The sequence below is a fragment of the Bacillaceae bacterium S4-13-56 genome (assembly GCA_040191315.1).
Classification (GTDB): domain Bacteria; phylum Bacillota; class Bacilli; order Bacillales; family JAWJLM01; genus JAWJLM01.
Map to the genome: position 1 here is coordinate 72,303 of JAWJLM010000005.1, position 20,146 is coordinate 92,448.

The window sequence follows — 20,146 nt, forward strand, 5'->3', positions numbered from 1 at the left end:
TTTAAGCAAGCTTAATAATAAATGCAGCAATGAATCGAAGGAATTGAACTTTAGTGGAGGTGCAGAAAATGACAGAGAAGGAAGCAAGACAAATCCCCCTCCTTCCTTTACGCGGTTTACTCGTTTATCCATCCATGGTGTTACATTTGGATGTCGGAAGAGATAAGTCAGTAAACGCATTAGAAAAGGCAATGGTTGATGACCATATGATTTTCCTTGCCACTCAAAAAGAAGGCAGCATAGATGAACCAAGTACAGATGATATTTACAAAATTGGGACCGTTGCAAAGGTAAAGCAAATGCTTAAACTTCCGAATGGAACCTTGAGAGTCCTTGTTGAAGGACTTTATCGTGCAGAAGCCATTCAATATCTTAATCAGGATGATCACTTTGTCGTCGATATTGAGGAGATGACTGATCAACATGAAGATAAGGTTGAAGAAGAGGCACTCATGAGAACTCTTTTAAACTTGTTTGAGCAGTATATCAAAGTATCCAAAAAGATTAGCCAAGAAACCTTCGCTACTGTGTCGGATATAGAAGAGCCAGGTCGATTAGCAGATATTATTTCCTCGCATCTTTCCCTGAAGCTAAGGGATAAGCAAGAAATCTTAGAAATGCCAAAAGTTTCTGATCGGCTTCGAAGACTGATAGAACTGATTCAAAATGAAAAAGAGGTTCTTCACTTAGAACAAAAAATTGGTCAGCGTGTTAAGAAGTCCATGGAAAGAACTCAAAAGGAGTACTATCTCCGTGAGCAAATGAAGGCGATCCAAAAGGAATTGGGAGATCGTGATGGCAAAACAGGGGAAGTTGCTCAGCTTAAGGAAAAAATTGAAAAAGCAGAGATGCCTGAGCGAGTTTATGAAGTAGCCATGAAAGAACTTGATCGTTATGAAAAGGTTCCATCTAGTTCTGCTGAAAGCTCTGTTATCCGTAATTACTTAGAATGGCTGACATCCATTCCGTGGAAAAAAGAAACGATAGATGTCTTAGATATTAATAGAGCAGAAGGAATCTTAAATGCTGATCATTATGGATTAGACAAAGTAAAAGAAAGAATATTAGAATACCTATCTGTTCAGAAGTTAACAAAGTCTATAAAAGGGCCTATTTTATGTCTGGTAGGACCTCCAGGAGTTGGGAAAACTTCACTTGCACGTTCCATTTCTCGTGCCATCGAACGTAATTTTGTTCGAGTATCTCTTGGTGGTGTTAGGGATGAAGCGGAAATACGAGGACACCGAAGAACTTATGTTGGTGCTATGCCAGGACGAATTATTCAAGGGATGAAAAAGGTTGGAACCATTAATCCTGTCTTCTTATTAGACGAAATTGATAAAATGGCTAATGATTTTCGTGGGGACCCGTCTTCAGCCATGTTAGAAGTGCTTGACCCTGAGCAAAATAGTGCATTTAGTGATCATTTTATTGAAGAAAATTATGATTTATCTAAAGTTATGTTTATTGCTACTGCAAATAATATGAGCTCCATCCCAAGTCCCCTTTTGGATCGTATGGAAGTAATTTCGATTGCTGGATATACAGAGGTAGAAAAGCTTCATATCGCAAAAGAGCATCTACTTACAAAGCAATTAAAAGAAAACGGGTTAACTAAAGGACAACTCCAACTAAGAGATGAAGCTATATTGCAATTAATTCGATTATATACGAGGGAAGCGGGAGTTAGAAATCTAGAACGGCAAATTGCTTCTATTTGCCGTAAAGCAGCTAAGATTATTGTTTCAGAAGGAAAGAAGCGGGTTGTAGTTACTGAAAAATCATTGGAAACGATTCTAGGGAAGCCACGTTTCCGTTATGGACGTGCGGAAGAAGAGGATCAAGTAGGAGCAGCTACAGGATTGGCTTATACATCAGCCGGTGGTGATACTCTTTCTATAGAAGTCTCCATATACCCTGGAAAAGGAAAGCTTACCCTTACCGGGAAATTGGGCGATGTAATGAAGGAATCCGCCCAAGCGGCCTTTAGTTATATTCGTTCTAGAGCAGAGGAATTAAATATTGATCCTGAATTCCATGATAAAAATGACATCCATATTCATGTTCCAGAAGGTGCCACACCCAAAGATGGTCCCTCTGCAGGTATCACTATGGCGACTGCTTTAGTATCCGCTTTAACTGGAAAAGCTGTTAAAAAGGAAGTTGGAATGACTGGTGAAATAACATTACGCGGACGAGTTCTTCCAATTGGAGGGTTAAAAGAAAAGTCACTCAGTGCCCATCGTGCTGGGCTTTCCACAATTATCATTCCAGCGGAAAACGAGAAAGATTTAGAAGAAATTCCTGAAAGTATCCGAGATGATTTAACCTTTATCAAGGTTTCTCATCTAGATGAAGTGCTTAAACATGCTTTAGTAGGTGGAGATTCATGAGGGTAAATACAGCGGAGATCGTTATTAGTGCCGTAGGGCCCAAACAATATCCTACCGACCAGCTACCGGAAATAGCGCTAGCTGGTCGTTCAAATGTAGGGAAATCTTCCTTTATCAATAAGATGATTAATCGTAAAAACTTGGCAAGAACCTCTTCGAAGCCTGGGAAGACACAAACTTTAAATTTTTATCGAATAAATGATGCTTTCTATTTTGTTGATGTACCTGGTTATGGATACGCCAAGGTGTCAAAGAAAGAAAGGGAAGCTTGGGGGAAAATGATTGAGCAATATTTTACCTCTCGATCCAACTTGAAAATAGCAGTTCTTTTGGTAGACATTCGTCATGAGCCTACTAAAGATGATGTCACAATGTATGAGTTTTTTAAACATTATGGAATTAAAGTCATGGTAGTGGCAACGAAACTAGATAAAATCCCAAAAACAAAACGTGCTGCTCATAAAAATCGTGTGGAAAAAACGCTTGGGTTAGAAGAAGGAGACATCGTCATTCCTTTTTCCTCTGAAACGGCGGAAGGTAAAGAACAGGCTTGGAGTATATTAGAAAGCGTTCTTTAACATGAAAACCTATAGTTAGAAACACCTTATAAGAAAGGGGTTCTAACTATAGGTTTATTTTTTGGATAAAATGGAAAGGTGTATACAACGAGAATCTTGGACAATTATTGAGAATTCTTAAGCATTTTTCTCTATTTTAAAGAACATATAAGAATGACAATAAATATAGCTGATAAAACTGTTTTATCTTAGCATAGGGTTACATATACGCCTATATGAAAATTGAGAATTGTCTGATATGTTGTTACACTTATGAAGTGTCGTTAATTCGATATTAGGAGAATTATTGAGGATAATAATATAGATCCGAAAAATGAGAATTTAAATAAAGTAAGAGAACGTGTAGGAATGGTTTTCCAGCACTTCAACTTATTTCCTCATAAAACCGTAATCGAAAATGTGATAGAGGCTCCTGTACACGTGAAAAAGATTCCTAAAGAGGAAGCCTTAGAGGAAGGTAGGGAGCTTCTGAAAAAAGTAGGATTAGCAGATAAAGAAAATGAATATCCATCCCGCCTTTCAGGTGGTCAAAAGCAGCGTGTTGCTATCGCGAGAGCCTTAGCTATGAAGCCAGACATTATGCTTTTTGATGAACCGACCTCAGCGCTTGATCCCGAGCTTGTAGGAGAGGTCCTTGCAACGATGAAGGAGCTAGCTATGGAAGGTATGACGATGATTGTCGTTACCCATGAAATGGGATTTGCTCGTGAAGTAGCTGATTGGGTTTTCTATATGCATGATGGGAAGATTGTAGAGGTTGGAAAACCTGATGAATTATTCGATAACCCTAAAGAAACAAGAACACAAGAATTCCTAAGCAGTATTTTATAAAAACAAAAACAAAACTCGCCAATCGGCGAGTTTTTTTGTCTAGCTCCAGCGAAAAAGCTTCATCGAGTAATCTTCGAAGTTTTTGCCTCGAGTAATCGCACGAAGGAAAGCTACTTAGACCTTCTTCACAGAAACTTTTCTTGTTTCGAAGGGCGCTTTTGCTTTTCTTATCTATAAATGAAATAGAATCCGGCTATAATTAATAGAATGGGCCAATAGTTTACTGCATAGTTTACTGTTACATGAATCCATTGAAACCATCCAGGTTGTTGAGTTGAAAAAATAGCCATCAGGGCTATAGCTAATAAAATGAGCCCTGGAATCAACCCCTTTTTAGCTTTTTGGTATTGAACCAAAAAGCTTAGCCCAATAATTAATGGCACCATCCCCCAATGGTTAGGCCAAAAGGAATAATACGTAATCATATGAAAATGGACTCCGATTCCAAACAATATTGCGCCTAGAAGAAGATTACTATACTGTTTAGACATATAGGAATGAAGTAACATAGAAATACCAATGATGATAACTATGGTTGGCCATGAATAGAAGTTAGTGAAGAGAGGTAAAGCTAATTCTTTTAATAGAAAAAAGGCTCCAATTCCAATAAGAACCATTCCGACAAATGAATTTTGCTTTTTCATATGTATTCCCCACCTTATAAACGGTTTTCTTGATTCTACTTTCTCATTATGTTAGAGTACATACGGACTATATCCTATTACCATTATATTGTTTCATCTTATCATACACTTTCAAAAAGTGTTCACATTTTTCATAAGTTAGACACAAATAGCATGTGCTATAATAGATTAGAGCGATTAGGCAATTATATTTTATGGTGCTCTCGCTTAAATAGGTGCCTTAAGAAGGGTGATAATTATGCAAATAGTAGTCGTAGGTCTAAATTACCGGACGGCCCCTGTTGAAATTCGAGAAAAACTTACCTTTCAAGAAAATGAGTTAAAGGATGCAATGGTTGCATTAAACCAGCAAAAAAGCATTCTTGAAAATGTGATTGTTTCTACTTGTAACCGTACAGAACTGTATGCAGTTGTCGATCAACTTCATACTGGTCGTTACTATATTAAACAATTTCTTTCTCAATGGTTCAATCTGTCAATGGAATCATTTATTCCATATTTAACAATTTATGAAGAAGAAGCTGCTATTGAGCACCTTTTTCGAGTAACCAGTGGACTTGATTCCATGGTTGTGGGTGAAACCCAAATCTTAGGTCAAGTAAAACAGAGTTTTAGGCAGGCTCAAGAAGTTTCTACTACTGGAACTATATTCAATCAGCTCTTTAAACAAGCTGTAACATTAGCTAAGAAAAGCCATAAGGAAACGGGGATTGGAGCCCATGCAGTTTCCGTAAGTTATGCAGCTGTGGAATTGGCAAAAAAGGTATTTGGAGATTTAGGAAATAAACAAGTTGTCATATTAGGCGCGGGGAAAATGGGAGAGTTAGCGGCTAAAAATTTATATGGTTCAGGTATACAAACTCTATCCGTTGTTAACCGTACAAAAAGCAAGGCAGAAGAGTTAGCTAAAAGAATTTCCGGAATGGCCTATGCTCTTGATGAACTTAAAACATTGTTACCTTCTACTGATATTTTAATAAGCTCCACAGGGGCCAATGGATATGTACTAAAAAAAGAACATCTTCAAGAGATTCATCGTTTGAGAAAAGGAAAACCAATGATACTTGTAGATATTGCTGTTCCTAGGGATATTGACCCGTCTGTTGGGGAATTAGATGGAATCTTCCTCTATGATATTGATGATTTGCAAGGTATTGTAGATTCCAATATGGAGCAAAGAAAACAGGTAGCAGATACGATAGGCTTAATGATTGAAGAGGAAATCGTTCTATTTAAAGAGTGGCTTCAAACATTGGGAGTAGTGCCAGTTATTTCTGCACTCAGAATAAAAGCACTATCAATTCAAGAAGATACGATGAAAAGTATAGATAGAAAAATGCCAGATTTAACAGATCGTGAACGAAAGGTTTTAAATAAACACACTAAGAGCATTGTGAATCAATTGTTAAAGGATCCAATTTTACAAGTAAAAGAATTATCTGCACAAAAAAATGCAGAGGAAACATTAGATCTATTCGTTAAGATCTTTAACATAGAAGATGAAGTTAAAAAAGAAGTTCAAAAGCAAAATGCAAAGGGGACAGGGGCTTATCCTCTTAAATCTAATGGTAAAGCATCGGTTCAAGTTGTAAAACAAGCATCCTCTTGACCTAAGAAGGGATTCATTTATGAATATAGCTGAGATGAAGTGGATTTACGAACTTATTATAATTATTTATTGTTTAAGTATTACAGGGTATTTTATTGATTTTATTCAATCTAATCGGAAGGTTAATAAAATAGCCTTCTGGTTGCTTTCTTTCGTTTGGATACTACAAACATATTCCTTACTTTACAATATATTATCCACTTCAAGCTTCCCCATCACCTCTCTTCATGATGGGCTCTATTTTTATGCCTGGATTTTAGTGACTTTCTCATTGTTAATTAATAGGTTCTTTCGGGTAGATTTTTTTGTCTTTTTTACTAATCTACTCGGTTTTTTTATTATGGCTATTCAAATCTTTTCACGAGCAACGGCCCAATTAAGTGATTCGACAGGATTTGAAAATGAGTGGTTAATTACCCATATAACACTAGCGTTATTAAGCTATGGGATCTTTACCCTTTCATTCATTTTTTCCGTTATGTATCTTTTGCAATATCATATTTTAAAAAGAAAAAAGTGGAGTAAAGTTTTTTGGAGACTTGGAGACCTGGGGAAGCTTGATCGCTATTCTTTCTTTTTAATTATTGTTGGTGTCCCTTTGTTATTGATAGCAATTCTGCTAGGATTAATATGGGGGCACGTTTCGGGAGACCCTTTTTACTGGTATGACTCAAAAACATTAGGGTCTATTTTAGTCAGTTTTGTTTATATCATTTATCTGTTTTTACGTGTAGTGATGGGATATCAAGGGAAGGCGATTGCATTCTTTAATTTATGTGCCTTTTTATTTTTACTAGTCAATTACTTTTTGTTTGGAGCGCTATCTAACTTTCATTTTTGAGTTGTGGAGGATTGATTATGAGAAAAATTATTGTGGGATCTAGGCAAAGCAAATTAGCATTAACTCAGACCAATTGGGTCATCGAGCAGTTGAAAAAATCGAATCCCTCCTTTGATTTTGAAGTAAAGAAAATCATTACCAAAGGGGACGAAATTCTAGATGTGACCTTATCAAAGGTTGGGGGTAAAGGGTTATTTGTGAAAGAAATTGAGCAAGCCATGTTAGATAAAGAAATAGACATGGCCGTTCATAGTATGAAAGATATGCCGGCAGAATTACCTCCAGGATTTGTGATTGGCGGAATTCCCGATCGTGAAGATCATAGAGATGCTTTCATCTCAAAAAACCATAAAACATTAAAAGAGCTTCCGAGTGGCGCTATCGTGGGTACAAGCAGTCTTCGAAGATCTGCCCAAGTTTTAGCAGTACGTCCAGACATTGAAATCAAATGGATTAGAGGAAATATTGATACACGTTTGGAAAAGCTTAAAACGGAGGATTACGATGCCATAGTATTGGCTGCGGCCGGATTAAAGCGGATGGGTTGGTCTGATGATGTTGTAACGGAATATCTTGAGCCTGAAGTATGTGTTCCTGCTGTTGGCCAAGGGGCATTGGCCATTGAATGTCGAGAAGATGATGAGGAATTGCGTGAGTTGCTCCAAGCCTTTACAAATCGTCATACGGAAACAACGGTTCAAGCCGAACGAACATTTTTACACTTGCTTAATGGGGGCTGTCAAGTTCCGATTGCTGGATATGCCTTTTTAGAAAAGGATGAAGTAGTTCTAACAGCATTAGTGGGAACACCAGATGGGCAAACACTCCTCAAAGAAACGGTGAGAGGAAAAGACCCAGTTAAGGTCGGAATAGAAGCGGCTAACCTTATTCGAGAACGCGGAGGAAAGGGTATCATAGATTCTGTCAAGGAGGAGTTGGATCAGTCATGACTCCTCCCTTACAAGGAGTTCATGTCTTAGTAACAAGGTCTAAAGATCAGGCGCAAACTTTATCTGAGAAAATTATAAGTGTTGGAGGAGTTCCTATTGAGACTCCTTTACTTACCTACGTAGCCTATGAAAGTGGCGAAGAAAAGAAACTGTTGGAACTGGAAAAGTATGATTGGATTTTTTTTGCAAGTGTGAATGGGGTAGCATACTTTTTTGAGAAGTTGGATGGAAATATACGAATTCCTTGCAAGATCGGTGTAGTTGGAGAGAGAACAAAAGAAGCAGTAGAACAATATGGACATGAGGTTCATTTCATTCCGACTCAATATACAGCACTGGCCTTTGCAAAAGAGTTTTCTAGCTATTTCAGTTCACAGTCGATACTACTTGTTCAAGGTAATCTTTCAAGACCAACTTTACAAAAATCTTTAATCAATAAAGGACATAATGTCCAAAACTTTGTTGTCTACAAGACGGAAGTAAATCATGATATTAAAGATACATTGAAGGATATCCTTACAGAGAAAAAAGTCGATGTATTAACTTTTACATCACCTTCAACGATACAGGCTTTTTACCAACTGGGTGGTTCAATAGTCGAGGCCTACAAATCTGTGTTAACAGTATGTATTGGTCCGACGACAGCGGAAGAAGCAGAAAAATGCGGATTTAAAAATATTCTTACCCCTAAGATTCATACAGTAGATGGTATTATCAATGAATTAGAAAATCATTATAAAAATAGGATGTGATCTTACAATGGTAAATAATCAATTTCGTCGTCATCGAAGATTACGGTCTTCAGAGGGAATGCGGTCACTCGTACGTGAAACACATTTGCAAGTCACGGATTTTATTTATCCCATCTTTGTAGTAGAAGGGGAAAATATCAAGCAGGAAGTACCTTCTATGCCAGGGGTATATCATGTCTCACTTGATCATTTAACAGAAGAAATGAAAGAGCTTGAAGATCTTGGAATCCGTTCAGTCATTGTTTTTGGTGTGCCTAAAGAAAAGGATGAAGTAGGTTCACAAGCTTATTGTGAAACAGGAATTGTTCAACAAGCTATACGACAAATTAAAAAAGATGTTCCAAGCTTGACGGTAGTAGCGGATACTTGCCTATGTCAATATACTTCTCATGGACATTGTGGTGTCGTTTCTGATGGTTCTATTGAGAATGATTCATCCCTAAAGCTATTAACGAAAACAGCAGTCAGTCAGGCTACCGCTGGCGCTGATATTATTGCGCCATCAAATATGATGGATGGATTCGTTTATGCAATCCGACAAGGACTCGATGAAGCCGGATTTCAAGATGTACCTATCATGTCCTATGCTGTAAAGTATTCATCTGCTTTCTACGGACCATTTCGTGATGCCGCTCATAGTACACCGCAATTTGGAGACCGTAGAACGTATCAAATGGATCCCGCTAATCGAATGGAGGCCATTCGTGAAGCGGAATCTGATATCCAAGAGGGAGCAGACTTTCTCATTGTTAAGCCTGCTTTGTCTTATTTAGATATAATGAGAGAGCTAAAGGATCGCTACTATCTTCCTCTTGTAGCTTATAACGTTAGTGGAGAATATTCGATGGTTAAAGCGGCTGCACAAAATGGTTGGATCGATGAGAAAAGTATTGTTATGGAAGAACTTACTTCCATGAAACGAGCCGGAGCAGATTTAATTATTACCTATTTTGCCAAAGATGTAGCAAAATGGATTCGTGAAGATTAATAATTTGGATAAGGAGTGAATCATCCAAGATGAGAACCTTTGAAAAATCAGTGAATGCGTATAAAGAAGCGGTACAGGTCATGCCAGGTGGGGTCAATTCTCCGGTGAGAGCATTTAAGTCAGTAAAGATGAATCCTGTTTTTATGGCCAAAGGGAAAGGCTCAAAAATATATGATATCGACGGAAATGAGTATATCGATTATGTGCTAAGTTGGGGGCCGTTAATTCTTGGTCATGCCGATGATCGTGTTGTTCAACGGATTAATGAAGTTGCCGCGAAAGGGACAAGCTTTGGTGCACCTACACTAATTGAGACAAAACTGGCACAGCTAGTCATAGATCGTGTACCTTCTATCGAAATGATTCGAATGGTAAACTCGGGTACAGAAGCGACAATGAGCGCTCTTCGTGTAGCACGTGGCTATACAGGACGCAATAAAATTCTAAAGTTTGAAGGAAATTACCACGGTCATGGAGATTCACTACTTATTAAGGCAGGGTCAGGTGTAGCAACCTTAGGTTTGCCAGATAGTCCTGGAGTTCCTGAGGGAGTGGCTCAAAATACTATTACAGTTCCATACAATGATATGGAAAGTGTGGAAGCCGCTTTCAAACAATTTGGTGATGATATGGCAGCTATTATTATTGAGCCAGTATCAGGAAATATGGGTGTCGTTCCACCAAAGAATGACTTCTTGCAAAAACTAAGAGACATTACGAAGAAAAATGGGAGTTTGCTTATTTTTGATGAAGTTATGACTGGTTTTCGTGTAGGATACCACTGTGCACAAGGATATTTTGGTGTAATTCCAGATTTAACTTGTCTTGGAAAAGTGATTGGAGGAGGACTTCCGGTCGGTGCCTACGGAGGTAGGAAAGAAATTATGGAACAAGTAGCTCCAATTGGCCCTATTTATCAAGCAGGTACACTTTCAGGGAATCCACTTGCCATGGCGGCTGGTTTAGAAACCTTAAAGGCTTTGACAGAGGAAACTTATACGGAAATGAATCAAAAAGTGGATTTTCTAATAGAAGGACTTTCAAGCGCAGCAGAAGAATACGGAATTCCTTATCAAATCAATCGTGCCGGGTCCATGGTTGGGTTCTTCTTTGCAGAACATGAAGTCTATAATTATGAGACTGCTAAAGCTTCTAATCTCAATCATTTTGCCCAATTTTATCAAACGATGCTACAGGAAGGAATATATTTACCACCGTCTCAGTTTGAAGGCCTCTTCCTATCAACTGCCCATTCAAATGACGACATTCAAAAGACAATTCAAGCAGCTAAAGTTGCCTTTTCTAAACTTAGTTAGACAGTAAACTAGAATCCAAAGCCTACTCATAAATGAGTAGGCTTTTTTCACGTATATTTGACTCAGTATACGCATATATCTGATAGAGAAATGAGGCACGTATGCAATGAAGGGAGGAGTCAAATTGAGTTTTGACGAACCAGTATTTCGTTTCTCAATGGATGAATCATTATGGTTTAAAAGAGGACAGGAAGTCGACGAATTAATGGGGATTTCTTTAGAACCAGACATATCCATTCAAGAAATGAAAGATCATGTATCTGTAAGAGGGGTGATACGTCTCGAAGGAGAGTATTTCCCAACAGAGAGTGAAGAAGTTGATCAAGAACAGCAGGTATTATCGTTTAGGGACCATGGCAAAGGAAGAGTAATTGAGCATGTAGACGAGCATGATGATGGAATAAGTGAGTTTACTTATGCATTTCCAGTAGAGATAACTATTCCAAAATATCGTGTTCCATCACTCGATGATGTACTTATTAGTGTTGAGTCATTTGATTATGAAATTCCTGAAAGGTCACAAATTAAGCTTAAAGCAACAGTAGCTATCGAGGGTATTCTGGCTGAAGCACACGAGGAGCAAAAGGAAGAGGAAGTAGAGGAACCCAGAGAGGAAGAAAGGGTAGAGGAATCCAGAGAGGAAGTGGCAGTAGAGCGCCCCAGAGAGGAAGAGATTGAAAGAGCAGACCTCATTCCTGAACCGCAGTGGGAAGAATCCTTTGATGTGGATGAACTCGTAGAGTCTCCACCAGAAAAACCCGAATTTATTCCAGAAACCCCTGATCTTTTGAAATCTTCAGAAGAGGTAGAATCCTCTTCATCTGAAGAATTAGTCGATGAAGAAGAAAGCTCCTCTTCTAGTGAAGAAGGAAGATTTCAATGGCAAAAAAAGAAGACACAAACGTTTGCTGAATTCTTTGGAAAGAAAGAGTCACCTGAAAAAGTGGATATGGAGGAATCTGTGGAAATTTCACATGAAGAAGCAGAAGATGTGGATGATTCTGATGAATACATGGAAATGGAGGAGCGAAAATCTGATGCTGGATACTTAACAAAAATGTTAAGAAGTGAAGGTGAATCAAGATCATCCATGAAAATGTGTATTGTGCAACCAGAAGAAACACTTGATCAGATTGCTGAACGCTATGGAACGACTATTTCCGGCATTGTTCAAGCCAATCGTTTGACAAGTGAAAATGTGGCAAGCGGACAAATCCTTTATATTCCAAAATGAAAAATACTAGAAAAAGACTTGCGATATATAAAGCAGGTCTTTTTCTATAATGGAATCTAACATTAGAAGGGATGAAATGTATGGAAATTAAAAAAAGTATTTTAAAAGCTTATCCCTTTTATTTACATGAAGTAAGAGAAGTCACTCATCGTGTCAGCTACGCAAAAACAAGGGATGGTACGGAATTAGCCATTAAAAAAATACCAAAAGATAGTGAAGAAATTCATCAATGGATATTTGCCTATCAACAAGCCAGATCAAATAGATTGCAAGGTTTTATGCCTGTTTATACCACACCTAAAGGAGAGCCTTTTACTCAAGATCAAGATCATTTTTATTATGTTATGCCCTGGATTCATGAAATAGAGGAGAATGAGGCACCTCTGAAGAAAATGCTACAAGCTCTTGCTAGAATTCATAAAGGTACTCAAGCAGAGAGTGACTCAGAAATCGACGAATCAATCCATCACTTAATTCAAAACGAACACGAAAGAGTTAAACAAGAAGAGCCTCAATGGGAAAAGATAGTTTCTTACTATGAACAAAAGCACTATATATCTCCAAATGGATTTTTGTTGTTGATGAATTATCCCCTTTTAATGGAATCAAGAAAATCTTTGGATTATTGGTATGATCAATGGGAACGGGATGAAGAAGAACATGACCATTTAAGGACAGTTCTATGTCATGGGAATTTAAGACTGTCTCATTTTAAAATAAGCCAGAAAAGGTCTTATTTATTTAGTTGGGAAAAATCCCAAATGGCCGTCCCCATTTATGATTTGCTTCGACTTCTCAGACATTTGTTTCTGGAACATGACCTTTCTATGGAACAAGTCATTAGCGCTTTTGAAGCATATGAGAGTATTTTTCCATTATCGAAAAGAGAAAAATACTTGTTGGGTTATCATTTATCCCAACCTTTCTGGTTTACGAAGCAATATCTAACCGAAAGAAAGTATTCTCAATACTCTTCTTTAAGTCAAACTAGAAAAATCCAAAGGAGAGTTCGACAACTAAGCAACAGCATAGCTTTCCAGTCGTATTTAAAATCCAAGCTTTCAGAACAAACAGAAGCTTCCTCTTAAATCCATTCTAGATAAAAGGCAATGAAAATACCTACAAATACTCCTAATAATAAAACGTCAAACGTTGTTGGTAGAAAGAGAGTACGGATTAATTGAAAGATTAGTATTGGAAGTGTCACTCTTTCAATGACAAGTAACCAATGTCTTGCCCATGGCGGAAGCCGATATCGATAAAATCTAGCCATTGTTGTTTCCTCCCCAAAAAGATTTCAATTACTATAGTCTATGTAGATAGGGAGAAGAATGGTGCAAAAAAAGAAAAAGCATTTGACTTCTTTCAGTGAAATTGGATAGAATATGTAATACCAATACATTGTCAAATGCAATGAAGGGGAAGAGTATAGGAAATGCCTCTTAAGAGAGGGAAATCATTAGCTGTGAGATTTCCTAGATGCGCTTATCCTAGAAGTCGCCCCAGATGCAGTACTCTTGAACTCTTAGTAGGGAGTACCGGTGGGTGACACCGTTACCAATTTTGAGAGTACAGGATCTTCCTGTAAACAAAGGTGGTACCGCGAATCCTTTTCGTCCTTTTTTGGATGAAAAGGTTTTTTTATGGCTATATTTATCGAAAATTTTTAGGAGGTTTTGGTTATGAGTGAAAAGGGTTTACCGCCAAAATATGACCCATCTAGTGTAGAGAAAGATCGTTATCAGTATTGGGTGGAAGGGAAGTTTTTTGAAGCTAAGGGAGAGCCTGAAAAAGAGCCCTTTACGATTGTAATTCCTCCACCAAATGTCACTGGAAAGCTTCATCTTGGTCATGCTTGGGATACAACACTACAAGATATTATTGCAAGAGTGAAACGAATGCAAGGATATGATGTTTTATGGTTACCTGGAATGGACCATGCAGGAATAGCAACACAAGCAAAAGTGGAAGCAAAGCTTAGAGAACAGGGAACGAATAGATACGAACTAGGACGAGAAAAATTTATAGAAACTTCATGGGAATGGAAAGAGGAATATGCAGGGTTTATTCGTAAGCAATGGGAGAAGCTTGGGTTAGGTCTTGATTATTCCAGAGAACGATTTACCCTTGATGAAGGTCTTTCCAAGGCTGTTCGTGAGGTTTTCGTAAAACTTTATGAAAAAGGTCTCATTTACCGCGGAGAGTATATTATCAACTGGGATCCTGCAACAAAAACAGCTCTATCTGATATAGAAGTAGAGTACAAGGATATTCAGGGTGCCTTTTATCATTTGAGATATCCACTAGTAGATGGCTCAGGGTCAATTGAGATTGCTACAACCCGACCTGAAACGATGTTGGGAGATACGGCTGTTGCTGTTCATCCAGATGATGATCGCTATAAACATCTTATTGGGAAAAAGGTTAAACTTCCTATCGTAGGCCGAGAAATTGAAATTATAGCTGATGACTATGTTGATATGGAATTTGGTTCTGGTGCTGTGAAAATTACCCCAGCCCATGATCCAAATGATTTTGAAATCGGAAATCGCCACCACTTAGAACGTGTGTTAGTTATGAATGAAGACGGAACCATGAATGAAAATGCTGGGGAATATCAAGGATTAGACCGTTTCGAATGTCGAAAACAAATTGTTAATGATCTGAAGGAACAAGGCGTTCTTTTTAATATTGAAGAGCATGCTCATTCAGTAGGACACTCTGAAAGAAGTGGGGCGGTTGTTGAACCGTATTTGTCAACTCAATGGTTTGTCAAAATGCAACCACTAGCAGAGGAAGCCATTAAGCTTCAAGACAAAGAAAATAAGGTGAATTTTGTTCCTGATCGCTTTGAGAGAACCTATCTTCACTGGATGGGGAATATTCGAGATTGGTGTATTTCTCGTCAATTGTGGTGGGGACATAGAATTCCTGCATGGTATCACAAGGAAACTGGAGAAATTTATGTTGGGCATGAGGCTCCTCAAGACGAGGGAAACTGGGAGCAGGACTCTGACGTGTTAGATACATGGTTCTCATCAGCATTGTGGCCGTTTTCCACTATGGGGTGGCCTGATAGAGAACATCCAGATTTTAATCGATATTTCCCAATTAATGTATTAGTAACCGGCTATGATATTATCTTCTTCTGGGTTTCACGAATGATTTTCCAATCCCTAGAGTTTACAGGGGATCGTCCATTCAAAGATGTTCTTATCCACGGGCTAGTAAGAGATGCTCAGGGAAGAAAAATGAGTAAGTCTTTAGGAAATGGCGTAGACCCAATGGACGTCATTGAAAAATATGGGGCTGATTCCTTGCGCTATTTCTTATCGACTGGATCATCACCGGGTCAAGATTTGCGTTTTAGTTGGGAAAAGGTAGAATCTACATGGAATTTTGCCAATAAAATATGGAATGCCTCTCGGTTTGCGTTAATGAATATGGGTGACCTTACTTATGAAGAAATGGATCTTACGGAAAAGAAATCTGTTGCTGATGAGTGGATTCTTACCCGACTTAATGAAACCATCCAACAAGTAACGAAAACGATTGATCATTATGAGTTTGGGGAAGCGGGAAGAGCTCTTTATAACTTCATTTGGGATGATGTTTGTGATTGGTATATTGAAATGGCAAAACTTCCTCTATATGGAGAAGATGAAACGGCCAAGAAGACAACTCGCTCCGTTTTAGCTTATGTTTTAGACCAAACCATGAGGATGTTGCACCCATTCATGCCGTTTATTACGGAAGAAATTTGGCAGCAGTTACCTCATCAAGGCGAATCCATTACGAGAGCTTCATGGCCACAAGTTAGAAGTGAATTATCAAACCAACAAGCTGCAACAGAAATGAAAAGGTTGATGGAAATTATTCGTTCTGTACGCTCCATTCGACAAGATGTGGATACACCAATGTCTAAATCAATTGATATTCTAATTAAAGCTGAAACGAAAGTTGTCCAAGAACTACAAAAAAACCAAGCGTATCTAGAACGTTTTTGTAATCCCCAAAACCTTACTATCGCTACTGAAATTTCTACTCCAGAAAAAGCAATGACAGCAGTTGTATCTGGAGCGGAGTTATATTTACCATTAGAGGGTTTAATTAACATCGAAGAAGAGATCCAACGACTTGAAAAGGAATTTAAAAAGTGGGATGATGAAGTTAGGCTCGTTCAAAAGAAACTTTCCAACGAAGGTTTTGTTAAGAAAGCGCCTGAGAAAGTAATCGCAGCGGAACGAGAAAAGGAAAAAGATTATTTAGAAAAACGTTCGAAAGTTGAAGCTAGAATTCAAGAGTTGAAAAAGTAAAAAATGAATCATACAAGGGGCTGATGTAGGGAATCCTGTCAGCCTCTTCCTTATGGGAGGAACTGAGGAATGACCTATGAAGAAGCCATTCAATGGATACATCAGCGTTTAAAACATGGAATAAAGCCTGGTCTTGCAAGAATAGAATGGTTTATGGAGAAGTTAGGCTCTCCAGAGAAGAAAATTCCAGCTGTTCATATTGCGGGTACTAATGGAAAGGGCTCTACTGTAACCTATATGAGAAATATCCTTGAGGCAGAAGGATATCGTGTAGGAACCTTTACTTCACCGTATATCGAAACTTTTAATGAACGAATAAGTGTGAATGGAGTTCCTATATCAGATGAAGAGTGGATTCAGCTTGTAGAGGTTATAAAACCACTTTCTGAAGAACTTGAAGCTACAACATCCCTTGGTTCTCCATCAGAATTTGAGGTTATAACTGCAATGATGTTTTATTATTTTGATACTCACCCCGTTGACCTTGTCGTCATTGAAACAGGATTAGGAGGAAGACTGGATTCAACCAATGTTACCCAACCACTTTTAACCATCATTACAAGCATCGGATTGGACCACACAGAATTTTTAGGGAATACTTATGAAAAAATTGCTTATGAAAAAGCTGGAATAATAAAGCCTGGAATCCCAGTTATAGCAGCTGGGACCACAACTAGTGCAGCTGCTGTGATCGAAGAAAAGGCCGTTGAGTTAAAGGCACCATATTATAAAGTTTCCGAGAATCTATCTTTTCTATGGAAGGAATCTTCTCGTAACGGAGAATACTTCGATGTTTTTCTACCAGAGGGAAAAGAATTAAAAAATCTCTTTATTTCTATGAAAGGAAGGCACCAAATCTCTAATGCAACCCTAGCTGTTATAGCGACTGTTCTTTTAAGGGAGAAAGGCTATGATGTATCTGATGAATCCATTAGACTCGGTTTGAGTAAATCCGCATGGATGGGAAGATTTGAAAAGGTAATGGATCAACCAGAGGTTATTTTAGATGGTGCCCATAATTTAGAAGGGATCCAAGCTCTTTGTCAGACGGTAGAGAAACATTACTCAACTTATAAAAAACACCTTGTTTTTTCTGCTTTAGGAGACAAACCTTTACGCCAAATGATTGAATTTTGTGATGAAACTTTTGATTCCATTTTATTTACAACCTTTAGTTTTCCTAGAAGCATTCCAGCAAGTGATCTAGCAAAATACAGTCAGAATCCCCAAAAATCTATAAACGAAAAATGGGAGGATGCGATTGAAGGGCTTTTAAGGACTGCGAGTAAAGAGGATTTAATTGTTGTGACTGGATCCCTGTACTTTATTTCAGAAGTAAGAAAATATTTCAAAAGATAATGAATTAGAAAAAATATTGTGTGAATTTTTTAATTTTTTATTAAACCATTAGGAAATTTAGCTTATAATAGAGAAATAGATAATAGAACTAAAGGATCAAGTGAATTGGAGATGCTGCTTATGGTTAGCCCATTTAAAAGTAGAATGATATGGATCGTTTGGTTAGTATTTTGGCCGACCACATTATTTTTGGTTTATCAATATTCTGGTTTTACTTTAACTGGAAGAGAATTTGATCTTATTTCATTTGTTGTCCTCATGTCTATTGTCGCTTTTTTCCCTATCGTGGTAAATGAAACACCTATTTTTTTCATTCATGGAATTAGTCTAGTCGTATTTCTTTATTTTGGATTGTTTACTGAGATTCTTTTAACCACTATAGCTGTATTTGTTTTAATAGGAAAAGTTCGTGTTAGAAAAAATGACTTATATCGTATACCTTTAAATCTACTGATGTTTTCAACGATCTCCATTATTGGTGCCCTAGTATTCTATGCCCTTGGTGGAAAAAATGGAGAAATTTCACTTGTTATTGCAAGTAACATGATACCAATTGTAGGCTATGCCCTAGCGGTGTTTATTTCTAATCAATTAATTTTATACGTTATTAGTACAAAAGTTATAGGTAGAAAAGAACGTTTTTTTGATAAAGGACTTTTATGGGAATTCATGACATCCCTATTCGTTCTTCCCGTTGGACTTGTTCTTTATATCATGTACACCGAGATCGGTGCAGCGGCCATTTATTATGTAGGGTTACCTTTCGTTAGTCTTTCCATTATTCTTACCCTGTACTACTCGAGTCAGAGGATAAACAATTATCTTCAAAAGGCAAGTGAAATTGGACATCTGTTATCAGGAAGATTGGAAGTTTCAGAGGTTTTAGATACTATGGTTGCAAAGCTTTCCGATTTACTCCCTTTAGATTATCTGTATGTTTATGATGTAGAAGGGGATAAAGAATTACGTTTAATGCGTTTTTTTGACTCTAATGAGAAAAAAGATAGGCCAAATGTTTTTCTGCAAAAGTTTGAAGGAATTAGTGGGAAGGTTTGGGGACATAGAGAAGGGGTTTTGTATCGCAATAGAAAAGAATGGGCTCACTTAACGAGTGGGCAAATTCCTTCATCAGTCGAGAGCATTATTTCTATTTTGATTGAACGAGATCACCAGCCTATCGGAGTTCTAACGGTGGCATCTAATAAAAAGAGAGCCTATGAAAAGTTTCAATATATGATCCTTGATATCTTAGGGAATCATCTGGCAGTAGCACTAGAAAATGCCAAGCATTATGAAGAAACGAAAAATAAGAGTGAGCGCTGTCCTTTAACCAAATTATATAATTATCGGTATTTTGAAGATCGCTTAATAGAAAGCTTTTCACTAATAGATAAAAACAGTCAAAATCATAATATGTCCCTGATCCTATTAGACCTCGACCACTTTAAGTTGGTAAACGATACTTATGGCCATCAAAGTGGAAATGAAATCTTATGTGAGGTAGCAAATCGTTTAACCAATATCATAGGAGATAAGGGGATTGTAGCAAGGTACGGGGGAGAAGAGTTTGTCATTTTGTTACCTAAAGTGAACCGAGAACATTGCTTACATATTGCAGAAAATATAAGAAGAAAGATTGCTAACCATCCGTTTCTAGTACATGAACATATTTTAGATGATCCTAATGACGTTTATGTAACAGTAACTGCCAGTATAGGAATAGCTACCTATCCTGAGGATTGTGAAGATGCTATGGATCTTGTTCGTCATGCTGACCGCGCCATGTATTTAGGTGCTAAACGAAGAGGAAGAAATAAGGTAGCCTCTTATGCTACATTGTCAGAAGCAGCTGAATAAGCTGCTTTTTTTATACTATCAGAATTTGTAAGGTGATAGAGAATTTGTCTAGCTCCAGCGAAAAAACTTCATCGAGTAATCTTCTGAATTATTGCCTCGAGTAATCGCACTAGGGAAGCTACATAGAGCTACTTCGCAGAAACAAGTGATTTTCTTGTTTCGAAGGGCGCTTGCGCTTTTCTTAAGAGATAGGAAAGTATAAAATTTGTCTAGCTCCAGCGCCCTATCGACTAGAGTCGGTTCCCTCCTCTCTATCGATAAGTCAACATCGATGAAGGAGGTTCGGTTAAAAACGCGACATCCGATTACTCGGCCCACCGAAAACATTTGTCGCAACACCGAACTGACTCGCAGGATGCGAGCCCTCGTGAACCGTGTTTCCTTTGGGCCTACACGATGTAGGTCACGTCGGCGTTGTCACACGATGTGACGGTTTTAGCCGACGATCCTTAATATCGATGAGGTCCACCGCCTTACG

Annotated in this window: 15 protein-coding genes, 1 pseudogene and 1 other annotated feature; of the genes and pseudogenes, 14 read left to right on the forward strand and 2 right to left on the reverse strand. The window is 37.9% G+C overall.

Translation table 11 applies throughout. The features are described 5' to 3' along the window. Positions 1-68: 68 nt before the first annotated feature. The 3 genes and pseudogenes from lon (at position 69) to RZN25_02775 (ending at position 3,802) form a co-directional block, all read left to right on the forward strand. Complete coding sequence (gene lon, locus RZN25_02765; GenBank protein ID MEQ6375752.1) at positions 69-2,393, forward strand: endopeptidase La; 2,325 nt, start codon at positions 69-71, stop codon at positions 2,391-2,393. Continuing rightward, positions 2,390-2,971 carry a ribosome biogenesis GTP-binding protein YihA/YsxC gene (yihA, locus tag RZN25_02770; protein MEQ6375753.1) on the forward strand — a complete coding sequence of 194 codons (582 nt, stop codon included), beginning with the start codon at positions 2,390-2,392 and terminating at the stop codon, positions 2,969-2,971. Before lon ends, yihA begins: the two co-directional genes overlap by 4 nt. A gap of 300 nt (positions 2,972-3,271) precedes the next feature. Then, positions 3,272-3,802, forward strand: a pseudogene (locus RZN25_02775) (amino acid ABC transporter ATP-binding protein). Between the two features lie 167 nt (positions 3,803-3,969). Here RZN25_02775 and RZN25_02780 read toward each other — a convergent pair. Continuing rightward, entirely contained in the window at positions 3,970-4,446 is a 477-nt protein-coding gene (locus RZN25_02780; protein MEQ6375754.1) for a DUF5668 domain-containing protein, read from the reverse strand. 238 nt (positions 4,447-4,684) lie between these two features. Between RZN25_02780 and hemA the strand changes: the two genes are divergently transcribed. From hemA to RZN25_02820, 8 genes are all read left to right on the forward strand, one after another. Next, a complete protein-coding gene (gene hemA, locus RZN25_02785; protein MEQ6375755.1) occupies positions 4,685-6,055 on the forward strand; it encodes a glutamyl-tRNA reductase in 1,371 nt (456 codons plus the stop codon). Positions 6,056-6,074: 19 nt separating this feature from the next. Then, positions 6,075-6,896: a cytochrome c biogenesis protein CcsA gene (ccsA, locus tag RZN25_02790; protein ID MEQ6375756.1), complete on the forward strand. Its 822-nt coding sequence runs from the start codon at positions 6,075-6,077 to the stop codon at positions 6,894-6,896. 17 nt (positions 6,897-6,913) lie between these two features. After that, positions 6,914-7,846, forward strand: a complete 933-nt coding sequence (hemC, locus tag RZN25_02795; GenBank protein MEQ6375757.1) for a hydroxymethylbilane synthase — start codon at positions 6,914-6,916, stop codon at positions 7,844-7,846. Continuing rightward, complete coding sequence (locus tag RZN25_02800) at positions 7,843-8,598, forward strand: uroporphyrinogen-III synthase (protein MEQ6375758.1); 756 nt, start codon at positions 7,843-7,845, stop codon at positions 8,596-8,598. Before hemC ends, RZN25_02800 begins: the two co-directional genes overlap by 4 nt. 7 nt (positions 8,599-8,605) lie before the next feature. Then, on the forward strand, positions 8,606-9,586 hold the full coding sequence (hemB, locus tag RZN25_02805) for a porphobilinogen synthase (GenBank protein MEQ6375759.1): 981 nt from the start codon (positions 8,606-8,608) through the stop codon (positions 9,584-9,586). A gap of 29 nt (positions 9,587-9,615) precedes the next feature. Then, positions 9,616-10,902, forward strand: a complete 1,287-nt coding sequence (gene hemL, locus RZN25_02810) for a glutamate-1-semialdehyde 2,1-aminomutase (protein MEQ6375760.1) — start codon at positions 9,616-9,618, stop codon at positions 10,900-10,902. 124 nt (positions 10,903-11,026) lie between these two features. Further along, positions 11,027-12,136 (forward strand): stage VI sporulation protein D, encoded by a 1,110-nt coding sequence (gene spoVID / locus RZN25_02815; GenBank protein MEQ6375761.1) that lies wholly within the window; start codon positions 11,027-11,029, stop codon positions 12,134-12,136. 80 nt (positions 12,137-12,216) lie between these two features. Next, on the forward strand, positions 12,217-13,224 hold the full coding sequence (locus RZN25_02820) for a phosphotransferase (protein ID MEQ6375762.1): 1,008 nt from the start codon (positions 12,217-12,219) through the stop codon (positions 13,222-13,224). Here the strand turns inward: RZN25_02820 and RZN25_02825 are convergent. Further along, the gene (locus RZN25_02825) at positions 13,221-13,409 is read right to left on the reverse strand and encodes a hypothetical protein (GenBank protein MEQ6375763.1); all 189 of its coding nucleotides are present in this window, start codon (positions 13,407-13,409) and stop codon (positions 13,221-13,223) included. The two genes, RZN25_02820 and RZN25_02825, sit on opposite strands and share 4 nt — an antisense overlap. Before the next feature lie 131 nt (positions 13,410-13,540). Further along, positions 13,541-13,760 (forward strand) — a binding site (T-box leader). 58 nt (positions 13,761-13,818) lie between these two features. Here RZN25_02825 and RZN25_02830 point away from each other — a divergent pair. The 3 genes from RZN25_02830 to RZN25_02840 all read left to right on the forward strand — a co-directional run bounded on the left by RZN25_02830 (position 13,819) and on the right by RZN25_02840 (position 19,668). After that, positions 13,819-16,452, forward strand: coding sequence for a valine--tRNA ligase (locus tag RZN25_02830; GenBank protein MEQ6375764.1), 2,634 nt, complete (start codon positions 13,819-13,821; stop codon positions 16,450-16,452). Between the two features lie 69 nt (positions 16,453-16,521). Further along, on the forward strand, positions 16,522-17,811 hold the full coding sequence (locus RZN25_02835; GenBank protein ID MEQ6375765.1) for a folylpolyglutamate synthase/dihydrofolate synthase family protein: 1,290 nt from the start codon (positions 16,522-16,524) through the stop codon (positions 17,809-17,811). A 120-nt stretch (positions 17,812-17,931) separates the two neighbouring features. Then, on the forward strand, positions 17,932-19,668 hold the full coding sequence (locus RZN25_02840) for a sensor domain-containing diguanylate cyclase (protein ID MEQ6375766.1): 1,737 nt from the start codon (positions 17,932-17,934) through the stop codon (positions 19,666-19,668). The last annotated feature ends 478 nt before the right edge of the window (positions 19,669-20,146 follow it).